The organism is Microcoleus sp. Pol12B3, assembly GCF_036701355.1.
In the GTDB taxonomy this organism is placed as follows: Bacteria; Cyanobacteriota; Cyanobacteriia; order Cyanobacteriales; family Microcoleaceae; genus Microcoleus.
Genome location: NZ_JAUBQS010000004.1, coordinates 167514 through 181090, shown reverse-complemented (window position 1 = coordinate 181090; position 13577 = coordinate 167514). Strand labels below are relative to the sequence as shown.

Sequence of the window (13577 nt, the reverse complement as noted above, 5' to 3'; positions counted from 1 at the left end):
CCTCCGATGCAAGCTGCACCTTTGCCCAGCAACGAAGAAGAGAGGCTAGAAGCACTTCATCGCTACGACATTCTAGATACAGAGGCCGAAGCAGCTTTTGACGATCTCACAGCTTTAGCCTCGTATATTTGCGGCACTCCTATTGCTTTAGTAAGCTTAATAGATTCTAACAGACAGTGGTTTAAATCAAAAGTCGGTCTGGAAGCGCCCGAAACTCCGAGAGAGTCAGCTTTTTGCGCCCACGCTATTTTAAATCCCAACCAATTGCTAGTTGTACCCAATGCTTTAGATGACGATCGCTTTGCCGCCAATCCGCTAGTAACTTCCAATCCAAATATTCGGTTTTATGCTGGCGCGCCGCTAGTAACTCCTGACGGTTATCCGATCGGCACTTTGTGCGCGATAGATACAATTCCTCGTAATCTCACCCCACAACAGCTAGAAGCGCTGCGGACTTTAGGACGGCAAATTATCAACCACATGGAGTTGCGAATCAATCTGACTAAATTAAAGCGCGCACAGATCAAGAACCAACAAGTAGAAGAAAAACTCCGTTCTACAGACGAGCAAATTGTCAATTTTTTAGAAGGAATGAGCGATGCTTTTTTTGCTTTTGACACGCAGTGGCGATTTACTTACGTCAATTACAAAGGATCGCAATTTTTGAAGCGCTCGCAGGAAGAACTTTACGGTAAAAATTTTTGGGAAGAGTTTCCCGAATTCGTGAATTCTGATTTTTATAAAGAGTATCATGAAGCTGTAGCCAAACAAATTGGAGTGGCTTTTGAAAAATATTATCGTCCCTTAGAAGTGTGGCTGGAAGTCCGGGTTTTTCCTTCTCACGACGGCATTTCTGTGTTTTTTCATGACATAACTAAGCGCAGGCAGATGGAATCTGCACTCAGGAAAGAACAGAAAAAAACTGAAAGTTTACTGCTAAATATTTTGCCAGAACCGATCGCCCACAGGTTGAAGTCTAAACCGGGGGTGATTGCAGACAAGTTTGAAAAAGCAACAATTCTTTTTGCAGACTTGGTGAATTTTACCCAGATTTCTACTACTATGTCCGCTACTAAATTAGTATACTTACTGAATGAAATTTTCTCAGCTTTTGACCAACTGAGTGAGAAGCACGGCTTAGAAAAAATCAAGACGATCGGGGATGCTTACATGGTCGCAGCCGGTATTCCCATTGAACGTCCAGACCACGCAGAGGCGATCGCCGAAATGGCGCTGGATATGCTAGCAGCAATTAAGGAATTAAATGTGAAGCTAGACGCGAAATTTGACCTCCGCATCGGTATTAATAGCGGGCCGGTGGTAGCGGGGGTAATCGGCACTAAAAAATTCATTTACGATTTGTGGGGAAATGCGGTGAATACAGCCAGCCGCATGGAATCTCACGGCATAACAGGTCGCATTCAAGTCAGCCACTATACTTATGAGCTGCTCCAGGATAAATATGAATTTGAAGATCGTGGCGAGATCGAGATTAAAGGTAAAGGGGAAATGCAGACTTATTTGCTGATGGGTAGAAAAATAGCAAGCGAGCTCAAAATCTCAGAGTAAATAAAACTAAGACTGGAAAGTACCTGATTGTTGAGGGAAACTCCGGAGGCTGCGATTAATCGCCTCTTCGGCGCGATCGCCCTGTGGCAGAACGGCTGCTGCAGATCAACCAAATAAGATTATGCTATAGACAGAGATATCGGAGCAATCCTAGGCGCGGTACTCGACGTTATAAAAATACTAAGTTGAAGTCGTCGGAGCCTTTAATAATGGTTCAATTTCATATTCAAACAGATAGCGATATTCCAGCATCCACCCAACTATTCAATCAAATCAGGTTCGCGATCGCCTCGCGACAATTTCCGCCCGGACACCGCTTGCCCAGCACCAGACAGCTAGCCATGCAGACAGGTTTGCACCGCAACACCATCAGCAAAGTATACCGCCAGCTCGAAAATACCGGACTCGTAGAAGCGCAAGCAGGATCCGGCATTTACGTCCGCGCTCAAGGCAACGAAGTTGTAGGCAACAAACACAAATCTCCGATCCTCGAAGAATATCCCCTTGCCAACAAAATAGTGCAAGGAAGTATCGATAAACTGCTGGAACAGGGCTGTACGCTCAACCAAGCGAGGGAATTATTTTTGGCCGAAATTGACTGGCGGCTCAGGTGCAGCGCCCGCGTGGTCGTCACAGCCCCTACAGAAGACATCGGCGTGGGTGAACTGATGGCGAAAGAACTCGAACAAGCTCTTCGCATTCCCATACAGTTAGTCCCGATGGAACAGCTAGGTACTTTTTTGGATCAAATTTCTTCGGGAACTGTGATCACGAGTCGATATTTTATCGGAGAAGCAGAATCGATTTCGGCACCGCGTTCGGTGCGAGTTATTCCCGTAGACATCTACGACTACAGCCAGGAAATCCAGTTAGTGGGGGGTTTGCCGAAAGACAGTTATTTGGGTCTCGTCAGCCTGAGTCCGGGAATGCTGCGATCGACCGAAGTCATCATCCACAGCATCCGGGGAGAGGATTTACTGGTGATGACGGCCTTGGTGTCGGACGAGTACAAGATTAACTCGATCGTGCGATCGGCCAGAACAATTTTTTGCGACCAACCGAGTTTTGCTACAGTAAAAGCTGCCATCAATGCGGCTAGAGAAGATATTATTCGTCCCCCGCAACTGATATGCTCCGAAAATTACATCGGATCTAAGTCGATTAATTTGCTCAAGCGCGAGTTGGGCTTGGGGTGACGAAGGAAGAAGGAAGAAGGAAGAAGGAAGAGGGAAGAAGGAAGAAGGAAGAAAAACAATTCAACTTTTTTAAGTTACCAATCCCAATGCCCAATGCCCCAATCCCAATTCCCTGTTTGGCCAATGCCCAATGCCCAATGCCCAATTACCAATTACCAATTATCTATGACAATTGAAATCCAACCTTCAATTAATGTTAAAACGGCGATCGAAAGCCGCCGCGCCGCCCGCAGCTTCAAACCAGATCCGATTCCCCCAGCAATATTGGCAGAGATTTTGCGGTTGGGAGTGCGATCGCCCTCTGGTTACAATTTGCAGCCTTGGCGGTTTATCGTACTTCAAGACCCAGCCAGCAAACAAAAATTAAAAGCTTGCGCCTTCGATCAGCGCCAAGTGGTAGAAGCCCCAGTAGTATTAATCTGTTGTGGCGATCGACGCGCCGCCGGATCCAAAAACACCGAAGCCGTCATCGAATTGGGCAAAGCCACAGGGGCAATGAATGAGAATTTAGCCGGTTATATGCGACAAGCAATCCCGCAATTGTTCGAGAACCGTCCCTGCTTCGACTCCCTAGAAGCTTGGACAAACAGGCATACAATGCTCGCAGTAGCCCACTTAATGATTGCAGCTAAAAGTTTTGGGGTAGACAGTTGTCCGATGGAAGGTTTTGTCAGCGCTAAGGTGAAAGAAGCCTTTCAAATTCCCGAAGAAGTAGATGTTTGCTGTTTGCTGCCACTTGGTTATGCAGCAGAACCTTTCAAACAATATGGCGGACGTTTTGAGGTCACTCAAGTTTATTACAGCGAAAGTTATGGGCAGGCTTTGCAAGCTGAGATTTGAGAGTTAAGATTTTGTTGCAACTTGAATTTTAAGAGTTAAGGCTTGGAATGAATCGATGCCAAAGTTCAAACCAATCAAAAATCCCGACAGTTCTGCAATCTAAAATCTAAAATTCAAAATCTAAAATCGAAAGTGGTGAGATAAGACAGAGGAGAAAATATGACAGTAGCAACGCGACAAAGCAACGCCCAAATTCTCGAAATAAAATTGCAGCAACACTTGCAAGCTGCCGGATTTAAAAACTTACCGCTTTATATTAGTTGTGATTTTCGAGATGAATCTTTAACTGTTGTGGGAGAACACCCGCGCAGTTTAGTTCTCAAAGCCAAACCGACTTTTGCGGTGCTAGAAGCAGCAATTCTCGAAATAGAACCAGAATCTATTCAACAGATTGGACTTTGCCTAAAAATTACCGGGCAAAAACAGCCTTATGCTTTCCATTCTTTTACCATGCACAACCCTGTTTTGTCAAGACCAAAAACAGTGCAGTTGTTCAAAAAAACAGAGAATATTCCCGCAGCAGAAACCGGGATAGTCTTAACAGAAAATGCCGACCATATGGCGGATGTAGAGGAGGAGATACCGTTAGAAACCGATGGGAAAGATGCGTGGGATGAAGAATATTTCCCCAATTTGTCTGAGAGTTCCAGCAATTCCGCTCCGATCGCCTTTAAAGTAGCTGCCATACCCACAGATATTGCAGACAATCCCTTCAATCCGCTGGATATGGAAGCGGTAACAGTTGCCCAAAAACCCAAACATTCACCGTTGGCGATACTGGCTGCAGCAGGAATGGTCAGCATGGCGGCGCTAATTTTGGCAGGCGGTTATTATATGCTGAGCCGCCCCTGCGTCATCGGAGAATGTACTGCATTAGCTAATGCCAAACAGTTGAGCGAGAATTCGACGAAGACGCTGAAAACCTCAAAAGTTGCCAACAGCCCCCAAGAAGCGCAGCGACAGTTAAAACAGGCGATCGCCCTTTTGGAACCGATTCCCTCTTGGTCAATTCATCGCGGTGAAGCTCAAAGCGCTCTGGAAAGCTACCGGAAGCAAAATCAGAATTTAAACTCTGCGATCGATGCAGCGCGCCTCGCACAGTTAGCAGCCAAGAAAACCCAAAATCCGCCTTACTCTGCCGAGGACGGTCAGGAAGCGCAAGCTCTGTGGCAAAGTGCGATCGCCGAACTCGGAGAAATCCCCCCAGACAGCCCAGTTTATACATTTGCTCAGAAAAAGTCAAAAGAATACCGGAAAAATTTAGCAACTGGAAATCGGCAGTTAAGCACAGAGAAACAAGCCGAAAAAACGCTGCTCGCCGCCAAAAGTACAGCCCAAATAGCAGAAGCTCGCGAAGCAGTAGCTCAGACAGCCGAGACTTGGGCTCAAGTGCAATCAGGTTGGGAAGAATCCCTCGACATCCTATCAGCAATTCCCACGAGCACGACATCTTACCAACAAGCTAAACTGCTAGTTCCCAAATACGAAACCAAACTTTCAGAAGCTCGCGAGCGCAAAAATGTCGAAGGAATTTCGGAAAATGCGTATACTCAAGCTGTGACTTTAGCAGCGGAAGCTCAAATTTTTGAAGGCAAAAACGCCTGGTTTAAAGCATCTGAATCCTGGCGGAGAGCTTTGAGTTACGCGGAGCAAGTGCCGGCGGCAACTTCCTATTCCCAGAAAGCCCAACCGCTGATCGCTTCCTACAAAACTTCCTTGCAGCAAGCAGAAGTAAGGTTGCAGGAAGAAAGAAACCTGCAAAAAGCCCGCACCGATTTAGATAAAACTTGCAAAGGCAACCCAAAGATTTGCGACTATACTGTTAGCAAAGATTTGATTGCGGTGCAGATGACTCCAGGTTACGTGCAGAAACTGCAACAAACCTTCATCCAAGCAAACAACAACAATGCTGTGAAGACTCGCCAAGCTGTAGAAAAGCACGTTCAAACATTGCAAAAAGCTTTGGAGGCGATCGCCGAAAACGCCAAAATCCCGATGCAGGTGTACGATGGCGAAGGCAAGCGGATTGGGAGTCACGAACCGAAGTAGTTGTAGTTGTAGGGTGCGTGAGGGCGAAAAATCTGTCTGAACGATCGCAATATTTACACTCACGCATCCCCAGCAATTTCACCCGCAGTCAATCCAGCTTGAAAAACTTGTTTCGCCGTCAAATTCAACTCTGGAAAAGCTGGTGACTCAATCCTATCATTTCCCCGAAACAAACTCACCTCATACTCGCCGTCAACCAACTGATAAACAGATATCGTTGGTTGTTTGGGATTGCCAATAAACCTGCGGCCGCCCAACCCGAGATAATCCACAATCCAATATTCAGGAATCCCGATTAGTTCGTATTCGCCTACTTTTTTGATGTAGTCATCTTGCCAATTCGTGCTAACTACTTCAATAACCAGCGGAATTGATGCGCCTTGAGTCACGGTTGAGAATTTTTTCCACATAGGTTCTGACGCTAAGTTGGGGCGATTTAATATCGGAATATCGGGCGAATAAGCTGATTCGTTTTCTAGTGGCTTAACTAATGCTTGTTTGGGGATGAAGTACGGAAGTTTTACCTTTCTAAACTCAGCAGTTAACTCAGAGGCTAAAAAACCGATAACTTCTTCATGGTTTCCTAATGGCTGTGACATTTCAACAATCTCTCCATTGTGCAGTTCATAACGTGCATTTTCGGGCTTCCATTCCGCAAATTCTTCAAAAGTTAGCGGTTTAGTTGCTATTTGAATCATGGCTATTCTCCTTAGTGATGACTGGGGCGGGCTATTCTTCTCACCCCACAAGATAACTCACTCTGTGTGGAACAGGCCGGAAAGCCTGTTCAATAAAATAAGGCTCAATGCAAGTTCCTACCTACATTATATTACCAATTATCAATGCCCAATTATCAATGCCCAATGCCCAATTACCAATTAACAATTACCATTTGATCAATTGTGCGTCTTGATTGAAAAACTTCCGGGACAATCCCTCAGTCAACAGCAGAGTTGCGATTATAGTTGCCAGCGCTAACACAAACATAATTAAAATCTGGTAAGATGCTGCATCGAGAGGACTGACACCGCTCAGCATTTGACCTGTCATCATTCCGGGTAAAGTTACGATTCCTACCACCGTCATTGTATTTAAGAGCGGGATTAATCCAGCTTTGATCGCATCTTTGCGGTATTGTTTGACTGCTTGCTGCGGCGTCGAACCTAAACTTAAATGGGTTTCTATTTCTAACTGGCTGCTATTAACTGTACTCACCAGTCTTTCGCCGGCGATCGCCCCGGAGTTCATGGCATTGCCCAAAATCATACCCGCTAAGGGAATCAGGTATTGCGGTTCGTACCAAGGGTCAGGTTGCAAAATTAGCAAGTTTGTATAGGCGAGAGTCAAAGCCGTACTGATAAAAATTGAACCCCAAACTAAGGGCAGTAAGTTCTTGATTTTTTTGCTGATGCGGTTGCTGGCAACCATGCTAGCTGTTGTCAGCATGATTGCTAAAACTGCTAAAACCAGCCAAGGATTTTTTCCCTCGGGGTCAAATACGACTGCGAGCACGTATCCGACTAAAATTAGCTGGATTAGGGTGCGCCCCGCGGCGATCGCGATCGCCCCCTCCAGCCCCAATCCCTGCCACGCCGAAAGCCCGATCGCGATCGCCACCATCCCCAAAGCCCAACCCAAATCTGTAAAATCTAGCAGAATTAACACCGGCCCACCCTTTCGATAATGTGATTGTTTGCCTGTCCAAATATAAGATATTGCAATAAAGGTTTCTGAGAAACAGTTTTGCTGCAAGAATTTGCTTTGATAATGCTTGAAATTTATGGTGTGAAGAGTGAATAATGTTCCCCCCCTCGACTTAACCCGCCAATACGCGCAGATTGGCGACGAGATAACCGCTGCGGTGCAAAAAGTGCTTGCCTCTGGCGGCTACGTAGGCGGCCCGGCCGTGAAGAGTTTTGAACGAGAGTTCGCCGATTACACTGGAGTTTCCGAGTGTGTTGGCTGCAACTCCGGCACCGATGCCCTGATTTTGGCTTTGCGTGCTCTCAAAATTGGCCCCGGCGATGAAGTCATTACCACTCCTTTTACCTTTTTTGCTTCGGCTGAGACAATTAGCGCCGTCGGTGCAACTCCAGTATTTGTCGATATTGACAGCGAGACTTTTAATCTGGATGTCGAACTCCTGGAGGCGGCAATTACCGACAAAACCAAGGCAATTATGCCAGTGCACATCTTCGGCCAACCGGTAGACATGACTCGGCTGATGGAAATTGCGACTCGGCACAATTTAGCCGTAATTGAAGATTGCGCCCAATCTGTCGGGGCCGAGTGGCAGTCTCGAAAAGTCGGCAGCATCGGCCATGTCGGCTGCTTCAGTTTTTATCCAACCAAAAATTTAGGCGCTTGCGGTGACGGTGGCGCGGTGACGACAAACGATCCTGCCCTCGCAGCTTCGATGCGAGTGCTCAAAGAACACGGACAGTCTTCTAGATATTTCTACGAAGAAATCGGGTACAACAGCCGTTTAGATGCCCTGCAAGCGGTGATTCTCAGCATTAAATTGCGGTATCTCGACAGTTGGAACGCGCAGCGGCAGGAGAAAGCGGCACTTTACAGCGAATTTCTCTCCCGCGTGCCCGGAGTTGCCGTCCCCAAAGAATTGCCGGAAGCAAAAGGAGTTTGGAATCAATACACGATCCGGCTGACAAGTCCAGAAGAGGCGCAAAATCCCTCTGGCGATTTTCGAGATTGGATGCGAGCTCAGTTGCAGGAATGCGGCATCGGTTCGATGGTTTACTATCCGTTACCTTTGCACCTGCAACCTGTTTACAAATCTTTGGGTTATCAAGCAGGTCAGTTGCCAAAGGCTGAGCAAGTTTGTCGCGAAGTCTTGTCTTTGCCGATGTTCCCGGAACTGTCGAGGGATCAACAAGAGCGGACGATTTATGGGCTGAAAGATTGCTTGGCAAAGGCCGATCGCATCCGGTAGCTTTGGCGCGATGGCATCAGCGAGGGAAATGCAGGAGGAGAAAAGAATTGCAGGGTTGCAGTGCTGTGAGAATGTGCAGGGTTCAGGGAGAGCTGTTAAGTATTTTGACCGATCACTTGTACTTTTATGTACTATATTTAATGAAAAGAAACAAATTTAGGCTAGCAATCCGCCTCGAACGGGTGCATTTTCCGCTCGCCTAAAACTTGAAATGCGATCGGTCAATGATGAAGAAGGAAGAAGGAAGAGGGAAGAGGGAAGAACGAAGAAGGAAGAACGAAGAAGAAAGAATAAATAATATTTGAACTTTCGACTTCCCTCCCCGATGCCCGATGCCCGATGCCCGATGCCCGATGCCCAATTCTCAATTTAACCTGTAATTTTCATAAGATAAGAGGAAAATAAACGAGTGCCTCAGTATCAATTCACTCAGGCTAGACGCTACGATCCACAAGCGATCGCTCAATATTACCGCAACCGTCCTTGGAAAGCAATTTGGCGCGCAATTACCGTTATTTGGTCTTTTGCAGGCTTCGTTCTGGGGATGCTGTGGGACAGTTGGCAGCACGAAGTCGCAGCACACCAGCCGGAACGGGCCGCCCACCTGCGACAAATACTCACTCGCTTGGGTCCCACTTTCATTAAAGTTGGCCAAGCCCTTTCTACCAGACCGGATTTGATCCGCAAAGACTTTCTCGAAGAATTGATCAAACTTCAGGATCAATTGCCGCCGTTTGACTCCGTGCGCGCTTTCGAGATTATTGAAGCAGAACTCGATCGCAAAATTAGCGAAACCTACAGCGAAATCTCTCCCGAACCTGTCGCCGCGGCAAGTCTCGGTCAAGTCTACCGAGCTCGCCTCCTCACCGGGGAAGCAGTAGCAGTCAAGGTTCAGCGACCGAATTTGCTGCCAGTCTTGAGCCTGGATCTTTATTTAATGCGCTGGGCCGCTGGATGGTTGGGCCCGTTGCTGCCGCTGAATCTCGGTCACGACCTTTGTTTAATAGTCGATGAATTCGGTATCAAATTGTTCGAGGAAATTGATTATCTCAATGAAGGCCGCAACGCCGAGAAATTTGCTACAAATTTTGCCGACGACCCGACAGTAAAAGTTCCGAGTATTTACTGGCGCTATACTTCAAATTGCGTTCTGACCCTCGAATGGATTGACGGCATCAAGCTGACAGATATGGCAAGTGTTAAAGCCGCAGGTTTGGATACCGATAGTTTAATTGAAGTCGGAGTCCGCAGCGGTTTGCGGCAGTTGCTGGAACACGGATTTTTTCATGCTGACCCCCATCCGGGAAATCTGTTTGCCTTAGCGGACGGCCGCATGGCTTACATTGATTTTGGGATGATGGATCAGATGGAAGAAACAACTAAAGAAACTTTGGTTGATTCGGTCGTTCATTTGATCAACAAAGATTACTTAGAGTTAGCTAAGGATTTTGTCAAACTTGGCTTTTTGACGCCAGATACAGATATTATGCCGATCGTTCCGGCGCTGGAATCTGTACTCGGTGATATCGTCGGCGAAAAGGTGTCAGATTTTAACTTCAAGACGATTACAGACCAGTTTTCGGAGTTGATGTACGATTATCCTTTCCGGGTGCCGGCGAAATTTGCCTTAATTATTCGCTCTCTGGTGACAGAAGAAGGTTTGGCCCTGACGCTGAATCCGAATTTCAAGATAGTCGAGGTGGCGTATCCTTATGTAGCGCGGCGTTTGTTGAACGGAGAATCTCCGGCACTGCGGCGGCGTCTGATTGAGGTATTATTCAAAGATGGCAAATTCCAGTGGAACAGGTTAGAGGACATGATCGCGATCGCCCGATCGGATCGTAGTTTCGACTTGCTACCCACAGCACAACTAGGCTTGCAATTTTTGCTGTCCGAGGAAGGGTCGTTTTTGAGACGCCAGCTAATGTTAGCTTTGATTGAGGACGATCGAATCCACACCGAAGAAGTTCGCAGCCTGTGGAACTTAGTCAAGGAAGACTTGCAGCCCGGTCGCCTGTTCAACGTTGCTCTAGGCGCTTTGACGGAGTTTTCCACAGCAGGAGCAGCGGCGCTAACTCGGTTTTAATTAGAAGGAAGAAGGAAGTTCGGCAACGAATTCTGTAACGGATGTAACGGATGTCAGGAAGAAGGAAGAGGGAACAAGGAAGAAGGAAGAAAGAAGAAAAATAATTCTACTCTTGCCCATTCCCCATTCCCTATTCCCCATTCCCCATTTCCCATTCCCCATTTCCCATTACCCAAATTAAGGAATTATTTGTGTATTATTTTCCAGAACCTCCCTATTTTTTAATGTCGGCTGGATTACTAGCAGGTATGGCTTCCGGCGTAGCATTTGAAGCTACTCTCAAACAATCCGTACAACAGTGGTCTAAAAATCGTTCTACTCGCACCTTGGCTAACCTGCCAAGGCTGCAATTGGTCATACCTTTTCTGGGAATGGCTGGCGGTATTTGCGTATTTTTAGCTTCTGGAATGGAGATTTTTGGCTTCCCAAAACTACTTTCTTATGCCCTAGCTTTGCCACTGACGCTACTCACTGGCTGGCTAGTTTGGACTCAGTTGGGTAAGCTTTTGATCGAGTTAGAACGCGGAGGTTCCCAAGCGCTGGATTTAGATTCTTTTGAACAATGAAAGTTAACTATCAACCTCTTTTTATCAGAAGGAAGGGGGTTGATAGTTCTCTAAGATTATCCTATTTGATGCTTTTTGAACCGGAGAGAACGCAGAGAACGCAGAGGAAGAGAAAGAAGAAGAGGACAACTTATGCAATAATTGATGTAAAAAATTTTAAATCTAAAATTTTAAATCTAAAATCTAAAATCTAAAATCTAAAATCGAATGAGTATTTTAATTGTTACGGGTGCGGCGGGATTTATTGGCTCTAACTTAGTAGAAACTCTTTTAAATCGAGGCGAGACCGTTATCGGTATTGATGAGTTCAACGATTATTACGACCCGGCTCTCAAGCGCAAGAATATTGCACGATTTGAAAAGTATCCGGGGTTTGAATTGGTGGAAGGCGATATTTTGTCTCTAAATTGGCAAGGTCTTTTATCCGATGTTAAGGTAATATTTCATCAGGCGGCGCAAGCAGGAGTTCGTGCTAGCTGGGGCGACGGTTTTCGCAGCTATACAGAACGGAATATTAACAGCACTCAAGTATTGTTAGAAGCGGCCAAAGATGCGCCAAAATTGCAAAAGTTTGTCTATGCTTCTTCTTCTTCTATTTACGGTAATGCTGAATCTTTTCCCACGAATGAAAATGCTTGTCCGCACCCGGTTTCTCCCTACGGAATTACGAAATTAGCCGGTGAACGTTTGTGCGGGCTTTATTACAAAAATTTTGGTCTTCCGACTACTTCGCTGCGCTATTTTACGGTTTACGGGCCCAGACAGCGCCCCGATATGGCTTTTCACAAGTTTTTTAAGTCGATTTTGTTTGACGAGGCTATTTCAATTTTCGGCGACGGATTGCAAACGCGGGATTTTACGTTTATCAGCGATTGCGTGGCGGCGAATTTAGCGGCGGCTGAGGTTCCAGAAGCTGCGGGAGAAGTTTTTAATATTGGTGGGGGAAGTCGGGTAGTTTTGAGAGAAGTTATTGATACAATAGAGAGAATTGTCGATCGACCTATTCGGATAGATTTTACCGAAGCTGCGAGGGGAGACGCGCGCCACACTAGCGCGGATGTGTCTAAAGCCCAGAAAATCTTAGGTTATCAGCCGCAGGTTGCTTTAGAAGAAGGTTTAAGGCGCGAATGGGAGTGGATTCAGTCTTTGTACAGTTAGAGTACAGTTAGATGCTATCTATCCCAGAAATTCCGCAGCTTAAATTGAAAATTGTTAATTTTTCTAATTCCCCAAGTTTTGAGATTTCTCCCCAAGCGAACCAACAAATTTGGAGGCGCGAGTTTGGGCTGTGTTTCCGGCGAATTCAAATAGCGGTAGTGCAGAAATACGTCTCGGTAGGGAATCTCAACATCTTCGCCAGCACACAATCTAGTAAACTTTGCAGCCGAAATACTCATGTAGTGCAAATAAGTCAATCGTCGTCCTTTGTCATATAGAACATAATCTATTACATCAAATTGAGAAGACCAATGATTTCCCGTTACCTGTTCGGGTTCAGCATATCCAAAGTTGTAAAAAGATATTTGGCTGCGGGCGACTAAATAGTTAAGTAAAGATTGGTCAGCGCCCCGTAAAGACATAATTTCCGCTTCTCCTGATGTTAATTTTTCTAAAAGTTGAGAGCAATTATTTCGATTGAAAACCCCGGCTTTGGACGCAAACCAACCCGCACAAAAAGTATGAGATTGCAGTTCATCCAAATTTAAAATTTGACGTAATTTTGGGGACGACAAGTCAAATATATAATTGAGGTCTGATTTGTATTGAAAATCGTTTGCTATCCAATCAAAATCATCAAGCTTTTGATAAATATAATCTACAGAACCCATTAACAGAGTGTCTGCGTCAAAATAGATAAATTTATCAAAAGTGCCGTCGAAACAACATAATTTTCGGTGCATTTCCAAACATTGAACAGGTTTCAAACCTTGAGATTGCCAAACTTTTTGAGCTTTTGCATGAGTTTTCCAAACTTGAGTCGCAAAATCTTCCCAGAACTGGATAGAATCGGTATTTTCAAACAGGGTTACATTGTGTAGGCGGGAAATGTGCGATCGCACTTTTTTCAAGTTATCATCATAGGGAATGATGCAAACTGGAATATCTTTTGCCCCATTGACTTCGAGACTGTTCAATAAAGCAACTAAGTGGTCAAAAACAACATCGTTTGCTAGAAGATAAATGCCATCAGTCATCGGATTTTAGTTAATAAGTAACCCAGCACATATATATTGCTTTTTAGGTGCGGGCAAGATGCCCACACCACAAGAAATAAAATTTATTCATTGTGGAACAGGCATCTGGCCTGTTCTTCAAAGCTT

Annotated in this window: 11 protein-coding genes; 8 read left to right on the top strand and 3 right to left on the bottom strand. The window is 45.7% G+C overall.

What is annotated here, in order from left to right; genetic code table 11:
- Nucleotides 1-6: 6 nt before the first annotated feature.
- From QUA53_RS03510 to QUA53_RS03495, 4 genes are all read left to right on the top strand, one after another.
- Nucleotides 7-1569: an adenylate/guanylate cyclase domain-containing protein gene (locus QUA53_RS03510; protein ID WP_333248674.1), complete on the top strand. Its 1563-nt coding sequence runs from the start codon at nt 7-9 to the stop codon at nt 1567-1569.
- Nucleotides 1570-1778: 209 nt separating this feature from the next.
- Nucleotides 1779-2765, top strand: coding sequence for a GntR family transcriptional regulator (locus QUA53_RS03505; RefSeq protein WP_333041052.1), 987 nt, complete (start codon nt 1779-1781; stop codon nt 2763-2765).
- A gap of 165 nt (nt 2766-2930) precedes the next feature.
- Nucleotides 2931-3605, top strand: a complete 675-nt coding sequence (locus QUA53_RS03500; RefSeq protein ID WP_333095047.1) for a nitroreductase family protein — start codon at nt 2931-2933, stop codon at nt 3603-3605.
- A gap of 159 nt (nt 3606-3764) precedes the next feature.
- Nucleotides 3765-5654, top strand: coding sequence for a hypothetical protein (locus QUA53_RS03495; protein ID WP_333095048.1), 1890 nt, complete (start codon nt 3765-3767; stop codon nt 5652-5654).
- A gap of 59 nt (nt 5655-5713) precedes the next feature.
- Here QUA53_RS03495 and QUA53_RS03490 read toward each other — a convergent pair whose 3' ends face one another.
- Together QUA53_RS03490 and QUA53_RS03485 are read right to left on the bottom strand one after the other, a co-directional pair.
- The gene (locus tag QUA53_RS03490; RefSeq protein ID WP_333095049.1) at nt 5714-6352 is read right to left on the bottom strand and encodes a Uma2 family endonuclease; all 639 of its coding nucleotides are present in this window, start codon (nt 6350-6352) and stop codon (nt 5714-5716) included.
- A gap of 187 nt (nt 6353-6539) precedes the next feature.
- Nucleotides 6540-7319, bottom strand: coding sequence for an ABC transporter permease (locus QUA53_RS03485; protein WP_333095050.1), 780 nt, complete (start codon nt 7317-7319; stop codon nt 6540-6542).
- 127 nt (nt 7320-7446) lie between these two features.
- On the opposite strand from QUA53_RS03485, the gene QUA53_RS03480 reads away from it, so the two are divergent.
- The 4 genes from QUA53_RS03480 (at nt 7447) to QUA53_RS03465 (ending at nt 12414) form a co-directional block, all read left to right on the top strand.
- Nucleotides 7447-8604, top strand: a complete 1158-nt coding sequence (locus QUA53_RS03480) for a DegT/DnrJ/EryC1/StrS family aminotransferase (RefSeq protein ID WP_333095051.1) — start codon at nt 7447-7449, stop codon at nt 8602-8604.
- Nucleotides 8605-9013: 409 nt separating this feature from the next.
- A complete protein-coding gene (locus QUA53_RS03475; protein ID WP_333095053.1) occupies nt 9014-10690 on the top strand; it encodes an AarF/ABC1/UbiB kinase family protein in 1677 nt (558 codons plus the stop codon).
- Between the two features lie 191 nt (nt 10691-10881).
- Nucleotides 10882-11256: a hypothetical protein gene (locus tag QUA53_RS03470; protein ID WP_333095054.1), complete on the top strand. Its 375-nt coding sequence runs from the start codon at nt 10882-10884 to the stop codon at nt 11254-11256.
- Nucleotides 11257-11463: 207 nt separating this feature from the next.
- The gene (locus QUA53_RS03465) at nt 11464-12414 is read left to right on the top strand and encodes an NAD-dependent epimerase/dehydratase family protein (RefSeq protein WP_333095055.1); all 951 of its coding nucleotides are present in this window, start codon (nt 11464-11466) and stop codon (nt 12412-12414) included.
- A gap of 14 nt (nt 12415-12428) precedes the next feature.
- Here QUA53_RS03465 and QUA53_RS03460 read toward each other — a convergent pair whose 3' ends face one another.
- Nucleotides 12429-13451, bottom strand: coding sequence for an Npun_R2821/Npun_R2822 family protein (locus tag QUA53_RS03460; RefSeq protein ID WP_333095056.1), 1023 nt, complete (start codon nt 13449-13451; stop codon nt 12429-12431).
- Between the last annotated feature and the right edge of the window lie 126 nt (nt 13452-13577).

Coding starts and splice junctions, on each gene's coding strand:
- QUA53_RS03510 (WP_333248674.1), top strand. CDS start 7: ATGCAAGCTGCACCTTTGCCCAGCAACGAAGAAGAGAGGCTAGAAGCA.
- QUA53_RS03505 (WP_333041052.1), top strand. CDS start 1,779: ATGGTTCAATTTCATATTCAAACAGATAGCGATATTCCAGCATCCACC.
- QUA53_RS03500 (WP_333095047.1), top strand. CDS start 2,931: ATGACAATTGAAATCCAACCTTCAATTAATGTTAAAACGGCGATCGAA.
- QUA53_RS03495 (WP_333095048.1), top strand. CDS start 3,765: ATGACAGTAGCAACGCGACAAAGCAACGCCCAAATTCTCGAAATAAAA.
- QUA53_RS03490 (WP_333095049.1), bottom strand. CDS start 6,352: ATGATTCAAATAGCAACTAAACCGCTAACTTTTGAAGAATTTGCGGAA.
- QUA53_RS03465 (WP_333095055.1), top strand. CDS start 11,464: ATGAGTATTTTAATTGTTACGGGTGCGGCGGGATTTATTGGCTCTAAC.
- QUA53_RS03460 (WP_333095056.1), bottom strand. CDS start 13,451: ATGACTGATGGCATTTATCTTCTAGCAAACGATGTTGTTTTTGACCAC.